This window comes from Paenarthrobacter sp. 10L412, assembly GCF_056395565.1.
In genome coordinates this window covers 300,474-324,734 of record NZ_JBFTJT010000002.1, presented here as the reverse complement: position 1 = coordinate 324,734, position 24,261 = coordinate 300,474, and the positions used below count along the sequence as shown (strand labels likewise).

At 63.2% G+C, this 24,261-nt stretch carries 19 protein-coding genes; 2 read left to right on the top strand and 17 right to left on the bottom strand.

Going from position 1 to position 24,261, the window contains the following annotated elements; all coding sequences use genetic code 11:
* Positions 1-41: 41 nt before the first annotated feature.
* From AC1DD7_RS03170 to AC1DD7_RS03135, 8 genes are all read right to left on the bottom strand, one after another.
* Positions 42-1,403, bottom strand: a complete 1,362-nt coding sequence (locus AC1DD7_RS03170; protein WP_477513760.1) for a patatin-like phospholipase family protein — start codon at positions 1,401-1,403, stop codon at positions 42-44.
* Positions 1,400-1,882, bottom strand: a complete 483-nt coding sequence (locus AC1DD7_RS03165) for a hypothetical protein (RefSeq protein WP_442006287.1) — start codon at positions 1,880-1,882, stop codon at positions 1,400-1,402. Before AC1DD7_RS03165 ends, AC1DD7_RS03170 begins: the two co-directional genes overlap by 4 nt.
* Entirely contained in the window at positions 1,879-2,361 is a 483-nt protein-coding gene (locus tag AC1DD7_RS03160) for a hypothetical protein (RefSeq protein WP_431119171.1), read from the bottom strand. Before AC1DD7_RS03160 ends, AC1DD7_RS03165 begins: the two co-directional genes overlap by 4 nt.
* The gene (locus tag AC1DD7_RS03155) at positions 2,358-3,359 is read right to left on the bottom strand and encodes an acetoacetate decarboxylase family protein (RefSeq protein WP_442006286.1); all 1,002 of its coding nucleotides are present in this window, start codon (positions 3,357-3,359) and stop codon (positions 2,358-2,360) included. The genes AC1DD7_RS03160 and AC1DD7_RS03155 overlap by 4 nt, the downstream gene beginning before the upstream one ends.
* A complete protein-coding gene (locus tag AC1DD7_RS03150; RefSeq protein ID WP_442006285.1) occupies positions 3,356-4,444 on the bottom strand; it encodes an alpha/beta fold hydrolase in 1,089 nt (362 codons plus the stop codon). Before AC1DD7_RS03150 ends, AC1DD7_RS03155 begins: the two co-directional genes overlap by 4 nt.
* Positions 4,441-6,462, bottom strand: a complete 2,022-nt coding sequence (locus AC1DD7_RS03145; RefSeq protein WP_477513759.1) for a hypothetical protein — start codon at positions 6,460-6,462, stop codon at positions 4,441-4,443. The genes AC1DD7_RS03150 and AC1DD7_RS03145 overlap by 4 nt, the downstream gene beginning before the upstream one ends.
* Positions 6,459-9,170 carry a GMC oxidoreductase gene (locus AC1DD7_RS03140; protein ID WP_477513758.1) on the bottom strand — a complete coding sequence of 904 codons (2,712 nt, stop codon included), beginning with the start codon at positions 9,168-9,170 and terminating at the stop codon, positions 6,459-6,461. Before AC1DD7_RS03140 ends, AC1DD7_RS03145 begins: the two co-directional genes overlap by 4 nt.
* 147 nt (positions 9,171-9,317) lie before the next feature.
* Positions 9,318-9,743, bottom strand: coding sequence for a hypothetical protein (locus AC1DD7_RS03135; protein WP_477513757.1), 426 nt, complete (start codon positions 9,741-9,743; stop codon positions 9,318-9,320).
* Positions 9,744-9,844: 101 nt separating this feature from the next.
* On the opposite strand from AC1DD7_RS03135, the gene AC1DD7_RS03130 reads away from it, so the two are divergent.
* Entirely contained in the window at positions 9,845-10,441 is a 597-nt protein-coding gene (locus AC1DD7_RS03130; protein WP_477513756.1) for a dihydrofolate reductase family protein, read from the top strand.
* A 22-nt stretch (positions 10,442-10,463) separates the two neighbouring features.
* Here the strand turns inward: AC1DD7_RS03130 and AC1DD7_RS03125 are convergent, their stop codons facing one another.
* The gene (locus AC1DD7_RS03125) at positions 10,464-11,480 is read right to left on the bottom strand and encodes a LacI family DNA-binding transcriptional regulator (RefSeq protein ID WP_477513755.1); all 1,017 of its coding nucleotides are present in this window, start codon (positions 11,478-11,480) and stop codon (positions 10,464-10,466) included.
* Positions 11,481-11,615: 135 nt separating this feature from the next.
* Between AC1DD7_RS03125 and AC1DD7_RS03120 the strand changes: the two genes are divergently transcribed.
* Complete coding sequence (locus AC1DD7_RS03120; RefSeq protein ID WP_477513754.1) at positions 11,616-13,064, top strand: sugar porter family MFS transporter; 1,449 nt, start codon at positions 11,616-11,618, stop codon at positions 13,062-13,064.
* A 76-nt stretch (positions 13,065-13,140) separates the two neighbouring features.
* Here the strand turns inward: AC1DD7_RS03120 and AC1DD7_RS03115 are convergent, their stop codons facing one another.
* The 8 genes from AC1DD7_RS03115 to nirB all read right to left on the bottom strand — a co-directional run bounded on the left by AC1DD7_RS03115 (position 13,141) and on the right by nirB (position 24,170).
* Positions 13,141-14,673 carry a glycoside hydrolase family 32 protein gene (locus tag AC1DD7_RS03115; protein ID WP_477513753.1) on the bottom strand — a complete coding sequence of 511 codons (1,533 nt, stop codon included), beginning with the start codon at positions 14,671-14,673 and terminating at the stop codon, positions 13,141-13,143.
* 36 nt (positions 14,674-14,709) lie between these two features.
* Positions 14,710-15,597: a carbohydrate ABC transporter permease gene (locus tag AC1DD7_RS03110; RefSeq protein WP_477513752.1), complete on the bottom strand. Its 888-nt coding sequence runs from the start codon at positions 15,595-15,597 to the stop codon at positions 14,710-14,712.
* A gap of 1 nt (position 15,598) precedes the next feature.
* The gene (locus AC1DD7_RS03105) at positions 15,599-16,561 is read right to left on the bottom strand and encodes a carbohydrate ABC transporter permease (protein ID WP_477513751.1); all 963 of its coding nucleotides are present in this window, start codon (positions 16,559-16,561) and stop codon (positions 15,599-15,601) included.
* Positions 16,562-16,650: 89 nt separating this feature from the next.
* Complete coding sequence (locus tag AC1DD7_RS03100; protein WP_477513750.1) at positions 16,651-17,946, bottom strand: sugar ABC transporter substrate-binding protein; 1,296 nt, start codon at positions 17,944-17,946, stop codon at positions 16,651-16,653.
* Positions 17,947-18,099: 153 nt separating this feature from the next.
* Entirely contained in the window at positions 18,100-19,119 is a 1,020-nt protein-coding gene (locus tag AC1DD7_RS03095; protein WP_477513749.1) for a LacI family DNA-binding transcriptional regulator, read from the bottom strand.
* Positions 19,120-19,313: 194 nt separating this feature from the next.
* Positions 19,314-20,471: a uroporphyrinogen-III synthase gene (locus AC1DD7_RS03090; protein WP_477513748.1), complete on the bottom strand. Its 1,158-nt coding sequence runs from the start codon at positions 20,469-20,471 to the stop codon at positions 19,314-19,316.
* Positions 20,472-20,481: 10 nt separating this feature from the next.
* Positions 20,482-21,516, bottom strand: a complete 1,035-nt coding sequence (gene cobA, locus AC1DD7_RS03085; protein WP_477513747.1) for a uroporphyrinogen-III C-methyltransferase — start codon at positions 21,514-21,516, stop codon at positions 20,482-20,484.
* Positions 21,517-21,524: 8 nt separating this feature from the next.
* Complete coding sequence (nirB, locus tag AC1DD7_RS03080; RefSeq protein WP_477513746.1) at positions 21,525-24,170, bottom strand: nitrite reductase large subunit NirB; 2,646 nt, start codon at positions 24,168-24,170, stop codon at positions 21,525-21,527.
* Positions 24,171-24,261: the final 91 nt, after the last annotated feature.

The window sequence follows — 24,261 nt, the reverse complement described above, 5'->3', positions numbered from 1 at the left end:
AATAACGTGGATCACAGCGGAGTTAGCGATCACAGTGGAGTTCAGTACCGTGCGAGCAACTCCCGAAAACCGTTGGCGGCGAAGCTGGCCACGGCCTCTGCCCGGTCAACGAAGCCGTGGGCACCCACTGGCTCCACCGAGGCCAGAAGTCCCGCGGCGTCGGCCAGGCTCATGGTCAGCTCGGCGGTCAGGCTTCCCGCCGGCAACCCGTCCACTTGCAATACTGCCTGGCGCGAGTCGGTCCAGGCATCCGGACCGGGATCGTCCCGCAAGGTGCGGGTCAGGGACACGTCCTGCCACCCGCCGTCGAGCCTGATCCGGGCACGGTACGTGATGTCGTGGCCTTCTGTTTCAACGCGTCCATCCGAGAAAAAGACGCGACCGTCGAAGAGCGGGTGCTCCAGGAATCCGGTGAACTGTGGGGGCACAGTGGACCCCGCCGTGGGCAGCATGACGGTGGCTTTGAACGTCAGGGGTGAGCCCCCCAGTTCTCCGCGTAAGGTGTCGTTGAAACGGACACCCGCAGCCGGTTCTGTCATGGCGGTGCAACTGGCATCTTTCGGGACGCCGGCCGTCGTCATCGTGTCCAGGTACGCCCGGGCGTCCCGGTATCCCATGCCGATCAGGGTATCGGCGTCGATCCTTCCCAGATAGAACTCGGGATCCAGCGGCAGCGGATGCTCAGGACGCACCACGTGCAGCACAAACTCGCGTCCAGCCGCGCTCGCAGCCTCGAAATCAGCAAGGAGGGCTCCCATGGCGCTCATTTCGATCATGTGCACGTACTGCTCCAAGGGCCCGTCACCCCAATAGGGCGAGTTGCCGATGCACCAAATCAGCCATACTTCCTCCGCTCCCCGACGCAGGGCTTCGGCTACATTGGCGTCGCGCATCCAGACGGCGTCCGTCCAGATCTTCCCGTCCCGGTGCAGCGGTGTCAGGAAGATGGGCAGTGACATTCCCGCGGCCATAAGCTCCGCGTCAATGGCGGTGGCATCGATGGCGTGGCAGCGCTTTTCGGTGAATTCCACGACGTTGAAGGAACCTTCGACGGCGCCCGGTTCCGCAGCGCGGCCCCGGATAGTCGCATCATTGATCCCGAGTGCGGGAAAGACCTTGTTCAGGATGCCGTCCGCGTCCCCAATAGCTGGCAGCGCCCACGGGCCCTTGAGGTAGTCACCGATCGGCAGCGCCGAGCCGAAGTCCTTCACGTTCACGCTGGACCAGCGGGTGCACATTTCTTCCGGCGACACCCCGGACAGCAGCATCCCCGCCGTCAGGATCCCGCCGGAGCTGCCGTCAACATGCTGGAACTCCAGGCCTTCTTCGGCGAGCGCCCGCATGACGCCGGCCTGCCAGGCCACGCGCATGCCGCCACCGGCGAGCACCAATGACCTTTTCACAGTCCGGTTCCTCCGGTCATGCCCCCACTGATCCTGCGCCAATAGACGAACAGGAGTACCGCCGTCGCGAGGTCAAAGAAGGCCACCAGCAGCGCGATGGGTGAGAAGACTCCGTTCAGTACCCCGATGCCGACGGCGCCGAACGCCCCGGCTTTTTGCAGTCCGGACCAGAGCACCACCTCGGGGGAGGGTGCGGGGTTCAGCAGGGTGTGCAGGAGTAGTCCGCCAACCACCACCATGAACATGCCCACTGTGCCGAACAGTTGCCGCATTCCAGGAGTGGGGTCGGCGCCGATCAAGGGCAATATTTGTCCGCCAAACGGGACCTGCACGGCACCGGTCAGCACCGTGATGATCGCGATCGCTGCCAGGATGGCGCGCAGTGGATCGGCGGTGGTCCAAGCCAACACGCCGGGGCGTCGCGCTTGATGGTGAGTTTGGTTATGGGGCGTGGGCTGTGCCGGCTGCTGGGCGCTCATGCGAAGGACTCCAGCAGGCGTCCACGGTCCACGAGCAGCCACACCATGGCCGCCCACGTCAGCGTGGAGACGTAGAAGCGGATGTCGTTGAGCATCATCCAGCGTTTCAGCAGGGTGCGGAGTTCGGCGTCGTCCGCGAAGTCGCCGCCGCGGATGCGCTTGTTGATGGGGATGATGATGCCTTGGCCCACCCAGGTCAGGACGATGATTCCCAGCAGGCAGATGATGGCTGGGATGACACGGATGGTGCCCCACTCGGACCACACCAGGATGCCGCCTGAGATGAACATGATGGGCACCACGACCGTGAAGAACTTGGTGGCTGCGCGGGTGGGGATGCCGAAGTGCATGTCGACGTTCTCGCGGGCCAGCGAACGCCATGTGGGGTACAGGAAGAATTTGAGGACCCACATGGTGCCCACGTACATCGTGGCGCCGAACAGGAAGTAGAGCGCGTTGATGAGCAGTAGCCAGTTCATTGGAGGCTTCCCGGAGTGGCGCGAGGTACGGCGCCGGAGTCTCGTGCTGTGCCCATTGGCGCCGTCCCTGCGATCCTGCTCCGGTCCGGCGGGGTCAGCCATTCCTGGCTCTGGCCCAGGTTCACGATGCTGTCCAGCATGTCGCCTCCGCGAATGGCTGCTGCGGCGGATTCTGTAGGTGCGGTGAGGAACCAGGCTTCGTAGTGGTCGTCCAGGACACCGTGGGCTTGCGGCAGCCAAGCGGTGAACACGGGTTTGCTTTCCACCTGCAGGTTCTTCAAAGGCTCGACGCCGGGCGCGTCACCGAGGATGAGGCGTGCCTTGGCCTGTGCTCCGAGGGCGATGTCTCCGGTAGCTTCGAAGTAGATGTCCGATTTCCAGAGCATGTTCCGGAAGACGCAGTAGTTCGACGCAGCGAGCTTCAGTGGCAGGCCAAGTGGGTCGGGACGTTCGATCTCGATGTAGCAACCGAGTTGGCCATCTTTGTCGTACTGTGCTGACACTGTGGAGTCAGTGACGACGAAGTCCAGGTTGGCCTGGTGCTTCGGCATGCCCCAGATTCCCTTTCCACCCTTGACGGAAACCTCCGAACTGACCGGCAGGTCCACCACGAACTGCCCCAGCTTGAAGGTTTTCTGGAAGATCAGCGGGAGGATGGGCGGGGCTGGCCTGCTGCCGTGGGTGATGGCGATGGCCAGTGAGTATTCGATGTACTTGCCGATGTCCGTGGACTTGTAATTGACCACCGTGACTACCAGCAGCCCTTTGCCGCCCAGGCTGAAGGGCCGCATCTCGGTGCCGGGGAGTGCGGCCGCTGCGGCTTTCTTGTTGATGGGGAAGGCCGCCATGAGCACCGGGGAGTCGTCGGAATTGACCGGCATGACGTACTTGATGCCATCGGCCAGTGCGTGCTGGCCGCGGAGGCGTTCCTGGCGTCGGGGAACCGGCGACGGCATGAGCTTGAGCAGGGGAGTAACCAGTTCGGTAAGTGTTTTCATGACAGTGGCTCCTGGGCTGGATTGGGCTCTTGGGCTGGATTGGAAGGGGCCTTGTTGAGCTCCTCCACGATGACCGGGAAGGTGTCCTGCCAGGCATGCTGACCGAAGAAGACGTCCAGATGTCCGTAGCCGGGGATGAGGTGGAGCGAGTCCTTCCCGGGCCGGTGCTTTTGGAAGAAGTCGAACGTGCGTTGCTGGCTTTCGGGAAGGAAACAGAGGTTGTCCAGCCCGGCGATGAACGCGAACCGTGCATCGGTTTGGGGAGCCTCGGCCACAAAGTTCTCAGGCAGTTCCGGATGGTTTCCGGCAGCTACCATGTGCCCGGCTTTGATGCTGCGGCCCATCTCCTCGAAGAACGTCACCGGGACCTCGGCGAACTCGCCGCTGAGCCATTGGTGAGTGGCGTCGTCGAGGTTTTCGTGGGCCCAGAGCGCCGGGCGGCCACTGCCGTAGGTGAAGCTGACCATTTTGCAGACGATGTTGTCGCACTCGCGGTGGGTGGCTTTGACCAGGCCTCGGATGGCCCGCGTGAAGTAGCCCTGCGATTTGTAGCCCCATGCGGGGGACAGGTAGGGAGTGAAGACCTTGACCACGGGCGTGAGGTAGTCGATCTTGAGCCGCGAGAACGCAGGCACCACGGGATGCAGGGACACCGCGTTGGAGACAATGGTGTCCACCTGGGGCAGGAGACCGGCCACGGCGGACATGGTGAACGACGTCGATCCCTGGCAGTGGATCACGGCCTTCATCGTTGCCGCGCCGGTAGCGTTCAGCACATGCTCGACGGCGGCAGGGTGGTCGTACACGGCGGCGTCGGCGAGCGTCCAGGACAGGGGATCGAGGTCGATGGACGCCCTCCAGTTCAGCATCCACACGTCCCATCCGTCCTCCAGCAGGACGTCCACGATGGTGGTCCGGACCGGAGGCCTGAACAGCTCCGCTCGGACGCCCGAACCATGGACCAGCATGACGGGGCCTTTGCTCACCTCCACGGGCGATGTCACGTGGACCAGGCTCAAAGGGGTGTTGTCCCGGGCCCGGAACGGGATGACCTCGGTCCGGTGCTCGGCACGGGTGATGATCATGGTGCGGTTCCTTTCCGCGTGATGGTGATGGGTTCTTCAAGCAGCCGCACGGCGGGTAAGTCGGATTGCGGAACCAGCCGCGCGCCGTCGTCGTTCGTTGCCAGCTGCCAATCGCGGCAGACTGTATCCACCACCAGCGGGTAGACAGTGAGACTGCCGTCGGCGGCGAGGTGGAGGCGCAGGAATCCTTTGTGGTCTTCGATGGATTGGCCGGACATTTTCCAGGTAGAGACCTCGCCGCTGGGCGTCGCCAGGATGAACAGCGCGAAGGCTTCACTGCCAAGCGCCCAACCACCCAGGTACACCAGCGCGAGCGCCAGCAGCAGAATCACGACGTCGGGCCAGCCGTTGGGCCAGGGAAGCAGGATCACGACGGCGGCACTCACCGCAAGGGCGGACAGCTGGTAGAGCGCGCCACGGGTGAAGACCACGATTCCTGCCTTCGCCAGCCCGAGGGATCGTGCAAGCAGTGACACGACTGCGAGCAGGAGCGGCACCGCAAGGATCAGGACAACGACGAGGAGCAGGGTGTTTCCGTGGGTCAGGCTGCGGAGGCTGTCCACGAACGATTCCCCGCGGAATGCGCTGAAGACTGTCCAGAGCGTTAGTGCAGCGATGACGTGGACAATGCCCAGGGACAAACCGAAGCCAGGGTTGCGGATGGGAAGCCAGTATTGCGAGAAGGGGTTCGCAAGCCTCGGACCGAGCAACTGGGAATCGGCCTGATCCGGGTAGAGGGTGGGCATGCGGGTGAAGTGGCGGGTTGTTTCTTCTTCGTGGTCGCCATGAGGGTTTGCGGTTTGGGTGACGCTGGAGGACAGGCCAGGTGCGTTCGCGTCGCCCGGAAGGGCGAGGTGTTCCGGGAGCCAATGGGCATCTGAAAGGTACGCACCGCCCAGGCCGCAGGTGATCATTTGCGTTCTTGTTGGGTCCGGTGGGAGGTTTTGGGCGCCTGATTCATCCGTGCCCAGTTCGTCAGGAGACGTTTGCTCCTCGTAGCGGGAATAGTGGTGCAGATCGCCTGTGAGCCACAGCCGGACGTTTGCGCCCGTGGCCTCGAACAGGCCGGTCTCGGGATTGAACCGACGGCGAAGGTAATCCTGTTCGAAAAAGTTGACCTGCCTGAACTCGTTCGGCCCAGGGTGCTCGGCGTCAACCCAAAAGGGAGCCGCTACGCACAGGATGATGGCATCTCCGGGTTGGAGCTGGAGCGTGACATTCCGGTAGAAGTAGTCCAGTTGTGGTTCGTCGATGTACTGCCCCAACTGGCTGTCCAGGCCCAGGAGCCACCAGCCGGGCGTACCCTGGTGCTGTTCGCCGGAAACCTGCGTAGGGGATTGCCCTGTGAGCCGGACCGCAAAGTAGCTGCGCGTCTGGATGGTCCGCCAGCCCCCGATGCTTCGTTGCCGGGTGAACATCCGGATGAACGAGGTCAGGCCGTCGTACCAGTCGTGGTTGCCGGGGAGTGCGAGCATGATGGGTGTGGGATTGTGCTTGGTGGGCAGCGCCATCCGGTACGGTCCTGCCATCCGATTCTCGTAGGCAGCTGGTGAGGCGACGGGGTAGACCTCATCACCCCCGAGGACCAGCACGCTTCCGCGGGGGAGCTCATGGCCCTGAACGGTTACCTTGTCCTGGGCGAGCAGCATTGCGACGGAGTAGGTCGCGTCGAAGCCGTCGCCAAGATCTGCGGTGTAATCGAGCCACAGATCAGCGGGGCTCAAGGGCTCGTCGGGCTTTGTGGTGCGGGATGCCTCAAGCTCTCCGGGGTTTGGAAGCCCGCGGCTCGTGACCGGCGGCTGGGCTGGTTGGCCGGGGACCGGGAGTTTATCCAGGCGCAATTGATCGGCAGGGAAGCTCCCCTCAAGTTCCCTCTTGTCACCGAAGTCTGCGAACACAGTGGCTGCCATGACTTTCAATGCCGTCCGTGCCAGCGACATCGGCGAGAGCCAGCGAACCGCTGCCTGGGGAGTGAAGCCCAGGACAGTACGGTGCTTCGCAAGCTCCCAGCTCTTCATCTGCGTGGCCGTCGCAGTGGTCTCCGGACCGGAAACGGGACCCGTTTGAGGCCCCGCCCGTAGACCTCCCACAACTCACCGGCGAACAATTTCATGAAGGACGCCAAACCCGCGGCCGGCGCCGGGCCCTTGGCACGGAACGTGGTCAGTTGCTTGGCGAAGTCCAAGGGGCGGATGTACAGAATGCCGGCACCGAAGACATCCTCCTGGCCTGGCTCCTGCCCGCCTGGCTCCTCAACGTCAACCGCTTCCGACGGCGGAACATGGCCGCGCAGGATCGTGGCGGACAGCGTGGTCGTGTCCTGCCAAATATCCAGCCCGGCCTCGTTATGGATCAGCTTGTACCCGGTGAACGTGAACGGCGTTCCGCCCGGGTCCCGCAGCCACAACCGGTACAGCATGCGCCTGGCCGGCCTGCCGTCGTCGGAAACGTCCTCCACAAAGAGGTTGAACCAACCACGTTCCACCGGCATTCGGCCGCCGAAGTAGTCTGCGAGGATATAGCCCTCGGCCTTGGCAGGGTGGCTCGGATCCTCAACGAACGCGTGCATGTCCTCGGCGGTAATCGTCAGCTCGAACATGATCCTGCGGCTCCGGTCCCTGCCCAGGCTTCGCCCCTTCTCCGGATCACTGAGACCGGGACTGAACCAGCCGTGCATCTGCTCCGTGAAACGCACAGAGGTGGTGGCGTCTGTCGCCGCTGGTTGCTGGTCTTGGGGTCGCGGCAGCCCCAAACCACGGCTCCTTGCTGCCGTCGTGGCGGTTGCGCCGTCTGCGACCGCGCTCGCGGGCCGCTCCTCGGGCGCGCCCTTGCCCTTGGTAGCGTCCGGCGCCAATTCGCGTGGAGCCGAAGCGTCGAGGTCGTTGGCCCGGCTGTCAGCGCCAGCCGAGTCATCACTGGCCAGGTCGTCACTTCCAGCAGCATCGGCGGGGGTAATTCCCCTGTGTCCGGCACTGTGGGCGTTCTCCAGGATGTGACGGCATGCACGTTCGGCAAAAGCGGAAATGGTCAGTGAAGGGTTGGCGCCCACCGGGCCAGGCATGGCTGCCCCATCCATCACGAACAGGTCGGGATAACCGAACACCTCGCCGTAGGAGTCGCACACCGCCTCGCCAGGGTGGCGGCCCGATGGTGCCCCGCCGATGGGGTGCACCGTGATGACACGTTTGGCCCACCACAGCGGGTTGTCTACGAAATCTCCGTCGAGGTCCTTGGCGATCTCGGACATTGTTCCGCGGACGCGTCCGAAGTAGTCCTTGGACGTGGCCATGGTCCATGCAATGGCGAGTCTTCCGTCGCGAAGGGTCATGACGCCGTCGGGGATATCTCGGCCCATCCCCAGCAGCGGCACCGAACTGGAGGACAGGCGGCCGTCACCCAGCGCAGCGGCGAGGTCGGCGGAGACGTTCGAGCGCCCGGCGTCGAACAGCCTGTCCATCAGCAGTTGGCGGGCAACTTTGGCTGTCCGTTTGACGGTGGTGCTGAGTTGGGCGGTCTCCATGAGCCAGTTAATGAAGGCTGGATACCCGGCGTCCTCCACGTAGTAGCCGCGACCATCGCCGTCGTCGTCGTTGGAATCGGGGATCCTGATCGCGGTGGTGATGACGGGTCCGCGGCTGCCGGTGAGTGTTCGCACTCCGGGTGGGGATCCGTTGGCGGCCGGTGTCTTGGCGTCCATGATGAACGTCAGGAGGTCGCCGTTGCCACTGAAACGGGTGCCTATGGCGTCGCTAAGGGCGGGCAGGGAGCTTCGATTGCGCAGGAGCAGGAAGTTGGTGCCGAAGGTGCCGGCGCCAAGGATGAGCCGGCGGCAGTGAATGATCCGCTCCTTGAGGAGCTCGCCTTGGCGTTCGGGATCGTGGACCACGTAGCGGACTTCGTAACCTCCCCTGGCAAGTGGCCTGATCCCGCGGACATCGTGGAACGTGCGGATGTCCGCCCCCTGATGAGCGGCCGCCGAAATGTAGTTGTGGTCCAGGGTGTTCTTGGCGCCGGCATTGCAGCCGATATCGCATTCACCGCTGAGCGTGCATGTGGTGCGGATGGTGTTTGGTCCGTGGATGCTGCCGTAGGCCGGGAGGGGGAGTGGCCTGTTTGTCTGCGGTTCCTTGGTGGGGTCCGTGGAAAAGGTGACGGCAATGGGTGGTCTGCTGATGGGTAGGCCAAGGGTTGCGGCGGTCTTCTCCATTGCCATGGTTTTAGGCGTGTCGTCATACGGATAACGGACCGGTTGGAGCATCTCTTCTGCGGTCTCGTAGTAAGGATCAAGGTCCGCCCGTGTGAAAGGCCAATTCTCGTAACCGCCGCCGGGAATGGGGGACTCGTTGACGAACCATTTTTCGTCCTTGCGAAGGAGGACGTTGGCGTAGATCAGTGAGCCGCCGCCCAGGCCGCTGGATACCAACCCCTCCGTGCCCCGGAAGGTCCATGCATCGAAGAGCCCGTACAGTCCGCGATCCGGGTCCCAGAAATTCCGGCCCATCTCCGCCGGCGAACGCGCGAAACTGCCGGGCGGATAGGGCTTGCCGCGTTCCATGAGCACCACGGATTGTCCGGCCTCGGCCAATCGGAGGGCAGCCACCGAACCGCCGAATCCGGAACCGACCACCACGGCGTCAACTTTTTCGATGCCTGCACTGTGGCGCGCCGGATCGGTTGCGGGTTCCGCACCCGTATTCCCGCTGTTCCCGGTCCCCAGACGACCCATGGCCGTTCCTCTCAGAGGAAAGCTGACCTGAAGGCAGCCCCGGCGTGACCGGCGGTGCCTCCGGACTATCGCCCTTATGTTCCCACCGGGCCGGGGATCTGTCCATGAGGTGGAGTTATCCGTTGATCCGGCGTTGCTCGCCGACTGTCATGGGAGGATGCGCGTGAAGTTGAGGTCGAAGTCGTGCTCAAGCGGTCCGCCTGGGTAGGTTCCCCGCTCCCATCGGCCCGTGATGGTGTTTCCGTCCTCGCTGATCCGGCCGGTGTAGCGTTGCGGCCAATCGGGTCCATCCCGGAAAAGGGTCCACACGTTCTCTTCCAGGGTCATGTCCAGGATGCGGGCGACGCCCCGGGAATCGAAGTAATGCTGCTGAAGTGCGCCGTCGGACCCGGTAGCGCCGATAGTGCAGATGGCATTCGGGAATTCCGGCCTCTCAACCGTGGATCTCTGGATAAGGAATCCGCCACCTTGCAACCATTCGAACGTTGTCCGGCTCACGGCGTCCATGCCGGGGGCAGTGGTCTCCCATTCGCCGACCAGGATGTTGAGTCGCTCCAGCAGTTCGGATGTCATGTGGTCCTCCTGAGATGTGTAGCCCCAGTTTCCGCCGTAGGTGGCCGATTTGGCGAGAGCTGCCCTGGTTGGCGAAGGTTGCCCAGTGGCATGATGGGCGAATGAGCCAAGTGACCTGCGATTTGACCATCTCCCTGGACGGCTTCGTTGCTGGTCCCAACCAGCGGATGTCGGAGCCCTTGGGCGACGGCGGAGAGCTTCTGCACCGATGGATGTTTGAAGAGCCCGAAGCCAACGCGGCCCAGGTTGAGGAAATCCTCGCCGCCGGTGCGTTCATCATGGGGCGGAATATGTTCGCGGGACCGGGCCCAGACATGTGGGACAAGGAATGGCGGGGATGGTGGGGTGAGGAACCGCCATATCACGCGCCTGTTTTCGTCCTGACACACCACCAGCACGAGCCGCTGGAGATGCAGGGCGGCACCACCTTCCATTTCGTGAACGACGGGATCGAAACTGCGCTTGCCCAGGCACGGGACGTCGCAGGAAGCAAAGACGTGGCGATCGCTGGCGGAGCCCAGACGGCCCGGCAGTACATCCAAGCGGGGTTGATGGACGAGCTACGGCTCCACATTTCGCCCATGACTCTTGGTGGTGGCGAGCGGTTGCTGGACGGCGTGGGTAATCTCAAGCTTGAGCCTACGGAAGTGGCCAGCACCAAACTCGTCACCCACGTTCGGTACCGCCTGCCCCGGTAAACGAACCTACCGGTAAACGAACCTACCCCGCGCGCCTGACCGGGGCCGTGGAGTTGCGCACCACCAATTGCGGCATGAGGCGTTCGTCGGCGATGGGGGCATCCGGATTATTGAGCCGTTCCAGGGCTACTGTGCCGGCGGTCCGACCCAATTCAGCAGCATGCAAGTCCACGGACGTGAGGTCGATGCCGTGCAGGTGGGCGGTCCTTGTATTGTCGTAGCCCACAAGGGACAAATCTTCGGGAATGGAGAGGCCCCGTGCGTAGGCGGCTTCGCGAACGCCAAGCGCCAACTGGTCGTTGTGGGTGAAAATCGCAGTCGGCCGGTCGTGCTGGTTCAGCATCTGTGCGGCAGCCCGCTGTCCGGCATCCGGTGTGAAGTCCTCGGCTGCGACCGTCTGGGGTGAGAGCCCGGCGTCGCGCATTGTCTGCTCGTAACTCTGGCGGCGGACGACGTGGCCGTCGTAGACCGGGCCAGAAAGATGGGCGATGCGCGTATGCCCGAGGCCGAGGAGATGCTGGGTTGCCGCCCGTGCGCCCGCAAGGTCATCCGAGTACACGCTGTCCACGCCGTGCACCGGCCGGGTCACACTCACCAGGGGGACGATCCGGGCCATTTCTTGCACCCGTTCGTCTGAGTCCAGCAGCGTAGCCGCGATGATAATTCCAACACGGGCCTCAATCAGGGACTCCAGTGCGCCCGGATCCACGCCGTCCACGGACCGCGAAACGCTTAGGATGAGCCGGTTACTGTCTTGTGGTAGCGCGGTGCGGACGCCGCTGAGGACGTCAGCGTAAATCTCGTTGCGGATGTCCAGCAGATAAAGCCCGACGGCGGAACGGTGCTTGCGTGCAAGGTCGGCCGCTACCGCATTGGGCCGGTACCCGAGACGCTTGGCGGCCTCGAAGATGGCCTGCTTCGTTTCGTGGCTGACACCTGGTGCGCCGCGGAAGGCGAAAGACACCAAGGTCCGGGAAACGCCCACTTCGCGCGCGACGTCGCTTTGCGTGGCAGGGCGGTGCTGAGAATCGGGAGCCATAGTTCATCCTCCCACGGGGAAAAGAATGAAAATTCGTCATTTGTTAGTTTGACCTTACATTTAAGCCTTTCGCGCGTTAGTCTGTACTTCAGGGCAGGCGACTATGGCCTGCAACACACCGACAAAGGAGTCCTGATGTCTGCTACGCAAACGCAGAGCAAAGGAACCGGCAATGCTGCCCTTCCGCCGCTAACCAATGGCCCGCATCGTAAGCGCTTGGGGCTTGTTGCCCTGGTGGCTACATTCGGGGGCCTGTTGTTCGGCTATGACACTGGGGTCATCAACGGCGCGCTGAGGCCAATGACAACCGACCTAGGACTGACACCGCTGACGGAAGGGATTGTCACCAGTTCACTGTTGTTTGGGGCAGCTGCCGGAGCAGTCGGCGGCGGGCGCCTCTCGGATAGCTGGGGCCGTAGGAAGACGATCATCCTCCTGGCCGTGCTGTTCCTCATGGGTACGCTGGCCTGTGTCTCGGCGCCAAGCTTCGAGGTAATGGTCATCGGGCGCGTCATCCTCGGCCTGGCCGTTGGCGGTGCTTCCACTGTGGTGCCCGTCTTCCTTGCCGAGCTGGCGCCCTACGAAATCCGTGGTTCCCTGGCCGGGCGGAACGAACTCATGATTGTCATCGGCCAGCTGGCTGCGTTTGTTGTCAATGCCATCATCGGCAATGTCTGGGGCGAAGTTGGCGGAGTCTGGCGCATCATGCTCGCTGTTGCCGCTCTTCCCGCCATCGCACTGTTCTTTGGCATGCTGCGGATGCCGGAATCTCCACGGTGGCTCATCTCCAAGGGTAGGAACCCGGAAGCCTTGGCAGTGCTCAAGACCATTCGCTCGGAGGACCGCGCCGAGGCAGAAATGGCAGACGTGAAGCATCTGGCGGACGAAGAAAGGGCATCGAGGGCTACCTCATGGGGCGCGCTGAAGGACAAGTGGATCCTGCGCATCATTCTTGTAGGCATTGGCCTGGGCGTTGCACAGCAGCTGACGGGCATCAACTCGATCATGTATTACGGCCAGTCCGTACTCGTTGAGGCGGGATTCACTTCCAATGCCGCGCTCGTCGCCAACATCGCGCCCGGTGTGATCGCCGTCGTCGGTGGTGTCATTGCACTCACGCTGATGCAGCGCGTCAACCGCCGCACAACATTGCTTCTGGGTTTCACCTTGACTACGGTTTGCCACTTCCTCATCGGGATCGCGTCGATCGTCCTTCCGGTGGGCAATGCGGCCAGGCCGTTCGTGATCCTTTTCCTGGTGGTTGCATTCGTGGGATCCATGCAGACGTTCCTGAACATTGCGGTGTGGGTCATGCTGTCCGAGATCTTCCCGCTCCACGTCCGAGGCTTCGCAATCGGCCTGTCCGTGTTCTGCCTGTGGATCGCCAACGCCCTGCTGGGTCTCTTCTTCCCCACCCTCGTTGCCGGGATGGGGATTACGGGAACGTTCTTCCTCTTTGGTGTTGTGGGCATCTTCGCCTTGGTGTTTATCTACACCCAGGTCCCCGAAACCCGTGGACGTACGCTGGAGGCACTCGAAGAGGACGTGACCACCGGCGCCATCTACCTGGTGCACAAGAACTAATTACTTCTCCAAAACCGCCGGAGGGGAGCGACGCTCAACGCGTCGTTCCCCTCCGGCCGTTTTTGCGAACCTCTGGTTAGTGCACGACGGCGAAGCTCACCAGGCTGGCCCCCTCACCTTCTGCGAAGAGGGCGAGGGCGGTACTGGAGTCCGCCGGAAAGATTTGGTCGGTAATGGTCGCTGTGCCATCCTGGGCGAAGACCTCGATGGAGCAGCGGTCCAGGAAGATCCGCAGCCGTATCCGGCCGTCTTCCAGCGGCACAGTAACGCGATCCACTGACGGAAATGCCTCGTGGAATCCGACATTCCCGGATTCGGTGCGGTCCAGGCTGAGTTCCGCCGTTGCGGGGTCGTAGGCCAGCACTGTGCGTTCTGAGCCTGTGGAAAAGACACCTGTCCCGGCGTCCAGTTGCGGGTCGGCCCGCAGCACGATGCCGACCCTTCCGGAATGCCCTGGCTCGAACTCGGCATCGATCCTCAACACGTCCCCGGATAGCTCTTCGGGAAGCCACGTCAGCCCGGGCTCCAGCCGATTCCGGCCCAATGTCAGCTCCGTCCCCTGGCCTTCGAAAGGGTCAATGGCCTCCTGTACCAGCACGGGACGCCCGCCTCGGGAAACCAGCTTCACTTCGCGAACGAGCGACATGGCGCTGCGCCAGCCGTCGGAGGGTGTCTCAGCGCCGTACTGCCAGTTGTTCATCCAGGCGATCATGAGCCGGCGTCCGTCGGGTACGTTGCTGAAGGATACAGCGGCGTAGTAGTCCCGGCCCCAGTCGAGCCAGCCGTACTCGGCCATCCGGGTGTCATCGGACTGGAGGCCTTCGGTGACGGTAGTTTCGGAATGGAACGTCACGCCGTCGAACGTTCCGACGAAGTATTGGCCGCCGGAGCCGCTGGCGATACCGCCCGGGCTGAGGTTCACCACCAGAACCCACCGGGTGTTGGACGCATCGCCCTCCACCGGAAGTTCAAACAGGTCCGGGCATTCCCACACGCCTCCGGTGGCGTTCGCCGGGCCGAAGGTGCTGAGGTATTCCCAGGACAGCAGGTCCGGTGAGCTGTACAGCACGACTTCGCGTCGGGCTGCTTCGACGGCGACCATAACCCAGTAGCTGCCGGCGTCGCCGTCGTACCAAAAGACCTTCGGGTCCCGGAAGTCCGGGGAGACCCTGTCCAGGACTGGGTTCCCCGAATACTTGGTCCAAGTGGTGCCGTCGTCCGTGCTGTAGGCAAGGGACTGCGCCTGGAGGCCGGCCCTGGGCGAGCCGGAGGTGTAAGCACTCGTATAGATGGCCACGAGGGGCGGGTTCTCGAGGGTGCCGAAACCGCTCGTGTTACGGACATCCACCACAGCGGAGCCGGAATAGATGGCTTCTTCGTCGTCGCAGTGGATGGCCACGGGCTGCTCTTCCCAATGCAGCAGGTCCACCGAGGTGGCGTGGCCCCAGGACATGTTGCCCCACGTATCGCCCTCCGGGTTGTGCTGGTAGAAGAGGTGGTAGACGCCATTGGAGTAGAGGAGCCCGTTGGGGTCGTTGAGCCAGTTGCGCTGCGCGGAATAGTGCCACTTGGGCCGGTAGCGGCAGTCGAGGTCGGCGGTTGTATTCATGGGAGCATTTCCCTTTCGCATGAGGGGCAAGCCGTGTCAGCCCTTGACGCCGCTGGAGGCGATGCTGTTGATGAAGGAGCGCTGGAAGGCGATGAAGAGCACCACCACCGGGACCGTGATGAGGGACGCATAAGCCATGACTTCGCCCCAGGAGACGTTGAGCTGGAAGAAGTATTGGATGCCGATCATGACGGGTCGGAGCTCCTCGGACTGGACCACCATGAGCGGCCACAGGTAGGAGTTCCATGCGGGCAGGAACGTCAAGATCGCCACCGTGGCTGTCGCCGGGCCTGCCAGGGGCATCACCACCAGGCGGTAGATCTTGAACCAGCCAGCGCCGTCAATCCTTGCGGCCTCGTCCAGCTCCTTCGGGATCGACTCAAAGCACTGGTGGTAGAGGTAGATGGAGAACGCATTGGCGATGAAGGGGATGATCTGGACCTGATAGGTGTCCAGCCAGCCCTTGGAGATCTCCAGGCTGAACCCATTGAGCTCAAAGAACGGCAACTGGTTCACCCACCACACCAGCGGCAGCGCCAGGGTCTGGAAGGGCACGATCAGCGTGGCCAGGATCGCCGTGAACACAATGCGCTTGCCGCGGACCTGCATCCGGGACAAAGCGAAGGCGCACAGGCTGTTGATGAAGATGCCCATCACCACCGTCACGGCCGAGACCCCGATGGAGTTGATCAGGAAGCGGGCGGCCGGCACACGGTCAAAGACAGCAGTGTAGTTGTCAAACGAGATGTTGCCGATGGGCAGGAAGGCTGCCACTGAGGACATGTCCCCGAAGATCTGCTGGTCCGGCTTGAGTGAAGACACCACCATGAACAGGAGGGGGAAGGCGGCGACGACGGCAAACAGAATCCGCACCACCATGGTCCCTGCACCGCTGAGACTCTTGGATGTGAGTGTCTCTTTCATGTCAGTCCTTCTCTCGGGTCAGGTAGCGCTGCACTGCGGAGATCAGCAGCACCAGGACGAAGAATACGAGGGAGATGGCCGAGGCATAGGATGTTTCCTGCTGCTTGAACCCTGAGCGCACCGCCTCGAAGATGATGGTGGTAGTGGAATCGAGCGGCCCGCCCTGGGTCATGACGCTGACCTGGTCGAAGAGCCCGAGTGCCTGGATGGTGATGGTCACCAGGATCAGGGTGCGGGTGTGCTTGAGGCCCGGCCAGGTCACGTAGCGGAACTGGTGCCAGCGGCTTGCCCCGTCAAGCTGGGCTGCCTCGTACAGTTCCCCGGAGATGCTCTGCAGGCCGGCGAGCCAGATGATCATGTGGAAGCCGGCGGCCTGCCAGATCGACAGGATGATGATGGCCGGCATGGATGTGGCGGGATCGTTGAGCCAGTCCGGGCCATCGATCAGGCCGAAGCTGGCCGCGGACAGGAACTCATTGATCAGCCCGTCCTTGCGGTACATGAACATCCACAGCAGGGACACCACCACCATGGACGTCACCACGGGAAGGAAGTACAGCGTGCGGAAGAAGTTCACCCCGCGGAACTTCTTGTTGATCAGCAGCGCCATCGCCAGGGCAAGGCCCGATTGGACGGGCACCACCACAACCGCGAAGTAACTGACGTTCAGCAGTGCCCGCCAGAACGTGGGATCCGTGAAGAGCCGGATGAAATTATCCGCACCCACAAACTCAACAGGTCGCGGTGACACAAGGCGGGCGTTGGTGAAGGCCAGGCCGAAGCCCAGGATCGCGGGGAGGAAGACAAAGAGCAGCAGGAGGGCGGCGGCCGGGGCGATCATTCCCCAGCCGGCGATCTGCTCGCGCACGTAGCGCGGCCGGCGATGGGGTTTGCTGGGCGGTGCGGCGGGGGCGGGGGCCGCCAAGCGGCGGCCAGAAGTAGGGGGAATTCGGGTGGTTGTCATGGGGGTTCTCCGTTGACAGCTGGGGCCGGGAGGTCCGACGACGACGGCAGGTGAGTGCCGCCGTCGCCGTTCCGTTCGGCTGCCGCCGGCTAGTTCTTGTAGCCGCCGTTGGACTTGATGTTGGCGTCGATCGCCTTGACCGCCTTGTCCAGGGCCGCCTTGGGATCCGCACCGGCCAGGATGTCCTGGACAGCCTTGCCGTATTCGGTGGCGATGAACGGGTAAGCCGGGGTTTCAGGCCGCAATACCGCGTACTCGCGGGAGAACTCCATGAAGATACGGTTGGCACCGCCCTCGGCGAACGCTGGAATCAGGGCGGCGGCTTCATTGGTGGCGGGGATGCCTCCCGTTGCCTTGATGACGGAAGCCACGTTTTCCGGCTTCAAGGAATAGGACAGGTAGTCCATCGCGGCATCCATGTTGTTGCAGCCGCTGGTGACGCCCCACTGCCAGGAAGCTCCGCCGATCTTGGGACCGTTGCCCAGGTCCACGCTGGGCATGACGACGAGCTCATCTCCGAGGGCGGCCCGGGCCTTGTCCCCAGCCCAGGAACCGGTGTAGAGGAGGCCGCTCTTGTTGTTCAGGAAGTCCTGGGTGGAATCTTTCCCGCTCTTCGTCGCCATGAAGCCCTGATCCGCCAGCCCGCGGAACCATTTGGCCCATTCCACAGCTTTCTCGCCATTAAGGGCTCCGTCAGCCGACTGGTAATCCTCGCGGTTGATCAGGTCTCCGCCGAAGGACTGCAGGAACGGCGAGTACGCATAGGGCAGCCATTCGCCCGTTCCGGCAGTACCCATGTCCAACGGGTAATCCCATTTACCAAGTGCCTTGAGTTTGGTCAACGCGTCCTGGAACTCGTCCTTTGTCCATGGCTTCTCAAGGGTGGCGACCCGGACGCCCGCCGCAGCGAGATCGGATTTGCGGGCAAACATGGACAAGGCGACGTCGCCGTACCCAACCGCATAGGTCTCGCCCTGCCACTTGGCAACGGTGCTGGGGAGGTTCTTGGAAAGGTCCGCGGACAGCTTCAGCGGCGCCAGGTACTTGGCCCATGCCCAGTTGGGAACGTTGGGTCCGTCAATGTCCACGATGCAGGGAAGTTTTCCGGCTGACGCGGCCCCAACGACGGAATCGTTGTAGGACTCCTGCGGGAAAGCCTGCACCTTGATTTGCGCCTTCGCGCCGCTGCTTTTGTTATAGGAGTCCACGATCGCCTGGGTTGCCGCCAGTTCCTCCGGGTTTCCGGCGGCGTGCGTCCACATGGTGATCTCTTTGGGGCTGTCGCTTGTGGACGAGGAGCTGCCCTTGCTGCAGGCGCCCAGGCTGCCGACGAGGGCCGCCGCAGCTATGCTGGTTGCCAGGATCCGTGTGAATCGTGTGTACATGATTCTCAATCTTTCTGCTGTTTTTGGGTGTGGATGATTGACCCGGGTCCTTCGGGGCGCAGCCGCTGCAACGGCTGCGTCCCTTTCTTTGTGGAATCCGGTGTTGTGACGTCGTGTTTTGACGTGGTCTTTCGCGTGGGTTAGTGGCTTATGTCAGTGGGGTGGTGCCACCGAGCCCCGCTCTATGACAGGGCAGATGAGTTTCTTCTGCCCCGGCGGCGTGCCGGGCTTTTCAATGTCGTCCAGAAGCCGGGTAACGGCCCAGCACCCCATCTCGTAGTGCGGAAGGGCAACCGTGGTCAGCCCCGGCCACAACGAGTCTGCGATGAGTTCGAGGTTGTCCATTCCCACCACAGAGAGGTCTTCCGGGATGCGGAGGCCTGCTGCGGAAGCTGATTGGTAGGCGCCCATGGCCATGCGGTCGTTGAAGCAGAACAGGGCAGTGGGCCGATCAGGTAAGGACAGCAGTTGTGCCGCTGCTTGCCTGCCGCCCACAGTGTCCGAGAGCGCAGAGGCGACGAGCCGGGGATCTTCCGGCAGCCCGTTCCGCATGAGGGCGTGTCGGTAGCCCTCCAACCGTCCGTGCGTGGCCGGGATGTCGTCAATGTTGTTGATCATCCCGATCCTCGTATGCCCCGCAGCAGCCAGGATTTCCACCGCACTTTCTGCGGCTGCGATTTCATCCGGGACGACTGAGGAGATTGAACTGTCAGCGGAGGCCGCGTCCAGCAGCACGGTAGGGACTTCGTAGAGTTCTTCCGGAACCGTGACGCCCTGGTGGTACATACGGGCGTAAATGATCCCGTCCACCTGGTGTTGCTGGAGGGTTTGGATTTCGTGTTTCTCAAGATCGTTGTCAAGCCCTGAATTGAGCACCATCAGCAGGTAGCCCCGCTGATATGCGGTTTCCTGGGCACCGCGGATCATGGCCCCGGCAAAGGGCGTGGTGGTGATTTGATCACTGACGAGGCCGATGATCTGCGAACGCTGGTTCCGCAGTCCGCTCGCCAGGCGATTGGGGGCGTAGCCCAGATCCTTGGCCACGGCCCGTACGTGTTCTTGCGTTTTGCGGTTCACGCGATCGCTCGTGGCGTCGTTGAGTGCATGGGACACCGTGGTGATCGAAACGCCGGCAGCCTTCGCCACTTCGCGGATGCCTACCCTCGTCGTCATCGACAGTCCTTTGCAAAACGTTTTGGATGTTGTTTGGATCACATTACCTAAAACGTTTTGCAGCTGTCAAGGACAAGGTTTCTGCCAAGGAAATGTTCCTGTCAGGACAAGGCGCGCGACAACAGCGCAGATCCGGTTAACGGCGAAAAGCACCGCAACGTCCCGGACGTTGCGGTGCTTTCCTGGGGGCGAATCTAAGCCCGCAGCCGGTACCCGCGCTTCACGACGGTTTCTATGAGCTTGCCGTCCGGAAGCGAGGAACGCAGACGGCTGACGGTCATGTCCAAGGCGTGCACGGAACCGCGGAGGTCCAGGAGATCCGAGAGCGCTTCACGGGACAGCACCGCACCACCGGCGCCGAGCAGGGCCCGGAGCAGCAGGAGCGGGGCTGGTGCAAGGTCAATCACTTCGCCGTTGATCCGCAGGCAGCGCCCGCGGAGTTCGATGGTGGCGCTCCTGGTTTCCAGGCGGCGCACATGGTTCAGGGACAGGTGCTCCGTCACGAGGCGAATCAGTGCGCCCATGCGGTAGCGGTCGGGAATGAGTGGCGTCAGCCCGGCGTCGACCAGTGGCTGTGCGGTGACGGGCCCAACGGCGGCAACCGTCACAGGCCCTTTGAGCGCTTCAATAAGCTGGCGGTACAGGCCCATCTCGTGCGCGGTGCTCCACATTGCGTCCACTGCCGGAGCGCTGGTGAAGGTCAGGACGTCAAGGTTGCCGTTGCACACGGCCTCGATCAGGCGCGGCAGCTTGTCCTCGCCGTCGGGCTTGACCCAGCGGTAGGGAGTCACCGTCAGGACGGTGGCGCCGGACATCCGCAGCCGCTCCAGCTGGCGCACGTCGGTGTAGCCGTGCAGCTGCACGGCTACGGTCTTGCCCCGGACGCCTTCTGCCAGGAGCATGTCCACGAGTGTCGCCGTGGTTTCGTCACTGCTGATGCCGACGTCGGCAAGGCCGGCCGCGCGGACGGCACCGCGGGCTTTGGGTCCCCGAACGAACATGCGGCACGCCGAGAGTGTTTCCAGAAGTTGCTCGCCGATGCCGAAGGAGTCCGCTGCCTCGCACCAGCGGCGCATTCCGTAGGCCGTGGTGGCGATGCAGATATCCGGCTTGGCGGCGATGATGGTGCGGGTGTCCTCGATGAGGACCATGTCCTCCTGCACGGGCGCGATCTTCAAGGCCGGAGCATGGAGCACGCTCGCACCGCGGCGTTCCAGGGCCTCGATGAGGTCCCTGGAACGGCGATGCGAGGTGACGCCGATGCGGAACCCGTCCAGCGGCGCTTCGGTAGCTTCTGAAACGTCCGTGGCGGTTGTGACGTCTTGGATTTCAAGTGCACGTGCAACAGTCATTGATTTACTTTCAGGCTTCAAGGAGCGAAGCCGCGAGTCGGCTCAGTTCAGCGGATGCTTCGGCATGATTACGGTTGGCTTCAGCCACCCGGACCACCTCGCCTATGACCAGCACGGCCGGGTTGCTGCAACCGGTAGCTGCCGTTTCGATCGTACCCAGATCGGCGATCGTGGTGCGCTGACCCGGGCGGTAGCCGCGCTCCACCACGGCCATCGGCATGTCGGGCTCCATGCCCGCGCGGCGCAGGCCGGCGGCAAGCTGCGGGAGGGTTCCGATGCCCATGAGGACAACGATCGTGCCGCCCAGTCCTGCCAAGTGCGTGTGTTCCTTCTCCGTCAGGGGAGCGTGCCCGGAAACCACAGTGAACATGTGGCTGACCTCGCGGTGCGTTACCGGAATCCCGGCTGCGGCCGGAACGGAGATGGCGCTCGTGACGCCGGAGATCACGCGGACGGGAACGCCAGCGGCAACACAGGCGGCCACTTCTTCGCCGCCGCGGCCGAAGACGTATGGATCGCCGCCCTTGAGCCGGACCACGCTCTTGCCAAGGAGGGCTGCTTCCACCATCAGTTTCTCGATGTCACGCTGCGTCACCTTGTGGTGGCCAGGCTGCTTTCCAACGTCCACCAGCTCGCCGGACGTCAGGTCGGCCAGCTCCTGGTACGGGGCCAGGCGATCGTAAAACACGACGTCGGCATCGCGCAGGGCGTCCACCGCACCAACCGTGAGGAGATCCAAGGCGCCAGGGCCACCGCCCACCAGGGTCACATGACCCTCAGCGCCTGGTGCGGGCTCGAAGGCAACCGGAATCCCGGCGCCGCCGCAGCGTTCCACCAACGGCTCCCAACCGGTCTCGCCGTCGTCCACCACTGCTACCAGGAACGGACGCTCGGGCAGAGGTCCGTCGCCGGGTGCGCCGGCAGGGGCGCTGAGGCGGAACACCTTGGCCCCGGCAGCGTGGTAGCGGCGAACCGCCTGGCGAGCGGCCTTTTCGGATCCCGTGACGAGGACTTCACGGCCTGTGAGATCAATGGTGAGCTGCATGGGTACCCCTAGTTCTCTGCGCCGACGGGTTCTGCGCCGACAGTTTCGCGGCGGACCGGGATGGTGGAGGCGATGAGCACGCCGCCCTTTTCCTCGTTCGTCGCGGGACGGATCTGGCCGCGCTCCGGAACGAAGGAGATGGACTCGTCCTTCTGGTTGGGGGCGTTGACGAAGGAACGGAAACGGCGGAGGCGCTCCGGGTCCTTCAAGGTCTCAGCCCACTCGTCCTCATACGTGTCGATGTGCTTGGCCATGGCGGCCTCAAGCTCTTCGGCGATGCCCAGGGAGTCGTGTACCACTACTTCCTCGACGTGCTTGATGCCGCCGTCGAGCTCTTCCTGCCAACGCGCGGTGCGCTGCAGGCGGTCGGCGGTACGGATGTAGTACATGAGGTAGCGGTCGATGTACTTCAGCAGCGTTTCGTCATCCAGGTCCTTGGCGAGCAACTGCGCGTGTGCCGGGGTAGCACCACCGTTGCCGCCCACGTACAGGTTCCAGCCATCAGCGGTGGCGATGACGCCGACGTCCTTGCCGCGGGCTTCTGCACACTCGCGGGCGCAACCGGAAACACCCATCTTCAGCTTGTGCGGGCTGCGCAGGCCCCGGTAGCGCAGTTCCAAAGCGATAGCCATGGCTACGGAATCCTGGACGCCGAAGCGGCACCATGTGGATCCGACGCAGGACTTCACCGTGCGCAGGCTCTTGCCGTAGGCCTGGCCGGACTCGAAACCGGCATCAACCAGTTCCTTCCAGATGTCCGGCAGCTGCTCCAGTCGGGCGCCGAACATATCGATGCGCTGGCCACCGGTGATCTTGGTGTAAAGGTTGTACTTTTCGGCGACCGCTGCGATGACCCCGAGACCCTTGGGAGTGATTTCACCACCGGCAATGCGCGGAACCACCGAGTAGGTGCCATCCTTCTGCATGTTTGCCAACGCGCGGTCGTTGGTGTCCTGCAGGGAACCACGGCCGGCATCCAGGACGTAGGCGGAGTGCTGGCTGGCCAGGATGGAGGCGATGGTCGGCTTGCAGATATCGCAGCCGGCGCCCGTTCCATACTTGGCCATGATCTCCTCGAAGGAGGTCAGTTCCAGGACACGGATGGCATCGAACAACTCCTGGCGGGACAGGCTGATGTGCTCGCAGAGGGCCTTGGAAACCTCGATGCCGGACTTCTTCAGTTCGCCTTCGAGGAGCTTCTTCAACATGGGGACGCAGGAACCACACTGGGTGCCGGCACGCGTGCAACCCTTGAGCTCGCCGAGCTCCTGCACGGGAGCGTTGCCCTCGCAGGCACCGCAACCGTTGACGGTGTCACGGATGGTTCCGGCGGACACGTTGTTGCAGGAGCACAGGATGGCATCGTCCGGAAGCTCGGTTTCCGGAGCCTCGCCGCCACCGGCAGCGCTCAGGAAGGCGCCGGGTTCGGCTGGCAGTTCACGTCCGAGCAGCGGGCGCAGGCTCATGTAAGGGGACGCGTCACCCACGAAGATGCCGCCCAGGAGGGTCTTGGCATCGTCAGTAGTGACGATCTTCTGGTAAACGCCACGGGCGGGGTCGGCATAGACGATTTCGAGGGAGTGCCCGGTGCGGGCGAAGGCATCACCGAAGCTCGCAACATCTACACCGGACAACTTCAGCTTGGTGGCGGTATCGAAACCGGGGAACGTGGCCGCCCCGCCGTGCAGGCGGTCCGCCACGATCTCGGCCATGGTGTTTGCCGGGGCAACGAGGCCCAGGCACATGCCTTCGAAGTTGGCCACTTCACCGATCGCCCAGATACCGTCCACCTCTGTGGCACAGAAATCGTTGATCACCACGCCGCCGCGCTGGCCCAGGCTGAACAGCTGCTCTTCGCCCTCAGCTGCGCGGAAGAGGTCATCTCGCGGCTTCACGCCGATAGCCACGATCACGAGGTCCGCATCAATAGTCCGGCCGTCAGCCATCAGGACTCCGGTGACGTTGCCGTCGTCGTCCGTCAGTACTTCGGACGGGAAGACGCCACCGTGGACCTCGAAGCCCTTCGCCTCGATCAAGCGGCCAAGCGCCTGGCCGGCGCCTTCATCCAGCTGCGTGTTCATGAGCCACGGTGCACCGTTGATGACGATCGGCGTGGCGCCCAACTGCTCAGTGCCTGCAGCGGATTCAAGGCCCAGCAAGCCACCACCGATGGTGACCGCGTTAACCTTGCGGCCCAGCTTCTCGCGAAGCTCTGCAATGGCCTTGTTAATGGCCCAGACGTCCTCGAGCGTCCGGTAAACGTGAGTGTGCTCGGAACCAGGGATGGGAAGCCGGGCTGCATCCGAACCCGAGGCAACCACCAGGTGGTCGTATTCGTACTTGTTGCCTGCCGCCGTGAGGACACTCTTGGCAACGGAATCGATCTTGACTGCGCGCTCGCCGGTCTTCAGCGTCAGGGCCTCGTGCTCCCACATGGCAGCATCGCCCAGGGTGAGGTCTACATCGGTTTCCGTCAGGGCCTTGCTCAACGCAACGCGGTCGTAGGGGAGGTGCGCCTCTTCGGTCAGCACCGTAACCTGCCAGCCTTCAAGACCGCGGTTGTACATTGCGTCGGCGAAACGGTGGGCCGCAGGGCCGCCTCCGACGACAACGATGCGGCGCGGGTTCTCTGTACTTGAAGTGTGTCCGGTCACTGGTGGGCCTTTCGCAGATGTTGCAGACGGATCTCCGCAACTTGTGCTTCCAGCCTAGGGACGGGCAGTTTCGCTTCAGTTTCCCCTTTGT

Excerpts from the sequence above, each read along its gene's own strand:
- AC1DD7_RS03110 (WP_477513752.1), bottom strand. The coding sequence starts at position 15,597 with ATGAAAGAGACACTCACATCCAAGAGTCTCAGCGGTGCAGGGACCATG.
- AC1DD7_RS03155 (WP_442006286.1), bottom strand. The coding sequence starts at position 3,359 with ATGAAAACACTTACCGAACTGGTTACTCCCCTGCTCAAGCTCATGCCG.
- AC1DD7_RS03150 (WP_442006285.1), bottom strand. The coding sequence starts at position 4,444 with ATGATCATCACCCGTGCCGAGCACCGGACCGAGGTCATCCCGTTCCGG.
- AC1DD7_RS03135 (WP_477513757.1), bottom strand. The coding sequence starts at position 9,743 with ATGACATCCGAACTGCTGGAGCGACTCAACATCCTGGTCGGCGAATGG.
- AC1DD7_RS03105 (WP_477513751.1), bottom strand. The coding sequence starts at position 16,561 with ATGACAACCACCCGAATTCCCCCTACTTCTGGCCGCCGCTTGGCGGCC.
- cobA (WP_477513747.1), bottom strand. The coding sequence starts at position 21,516 with ATGCAGCTCACCATTGATCTCACAGGCCGTGAAGTCCTCGTCACGGGA.
- AC1DD7_RS03095 (WP_477513749.1), bottom strand. The coding sequence starts at position 19,119 with ATGACGACGAGGGTAGGCATCCGCGAAGTGGCGAAGGCTGCCGGCGTT.
- AC1DD7_RS03125 (WP_477513755.1), bottom strand. The coding sequence starts at position 11,480 with ATGGCTCCCGATTCTCAGCACCGCCCTGCCACGCAAAGCGACGTCGCG.
- AC1DD7_RS03130 (WP_477513756.1), top strand. The coding sequence starts at position 9,845 with ATGAGCCAAGTGACCTGCGATTTGACCATCTCCCTGGACGGCTTCGTT.
- AC1DD7_RS03140 (WP_477513758.1), bottom strand. The coding sequence starts at position 9,170 with ATGGGTCGTCTGGGGACCGGGAACAGCGGGAATACGGGTGCGGAACCC.
- AC1DD7_RS03115 (WP_477513753.1), bottom strand. The coding sequence starts at position 14,673 with ATGAATACAACCGCCGACCTCGACTGCCGCTACCGGCCCAAGTGGCAC.
- AC1DD7_RS03160 (WP_431119171.1), bottom strand. The coding sequence starts at position 2,361 with ATGAACTGGCTACTGCTCATCAACGCGCTCTACTTCCTGTTCGGCGCC.
- AC1DD7_RS03120 (WP_477513754.1), top strand. The coding sequence starts at position 11,616 with ATGTCTGCTACGCAAACGCAGAGCAAAGGAACCGGCAATGCTGCCCTT.
- AC1DD7_RS03165 (WP_442006287.1), bottom strand. The coding sequence starts at position 1,882 with ATGAGCGCCCAGCAGCCGGCACAGCCCACGCCCCATAACCAAACTCAC.
- AC1DD7_RS03100 (WP_477513750.1), bottom strand. The coding sequence starts at position 17,946 with ATGTACACACGATTCACACGGATCCTGGCAACCAGCATAGCTGCGGCG.
- AC1DD7_RS03090 (WP_477513748.1), bottom strand. The coding sequence starts at position 20,471 with ATGACTGTTGCACGTGCACTTGAAATCCAAGACGTCACAACCGCCACG.
- AC1DD7_RS03145 (WP_477513759.1), bottom strand. The coding sequence starts at position 6,462 with ATGAAGAGCTGGGAGCTTGCGAAGCACCGTACTGTCCTGGGCTTCACT.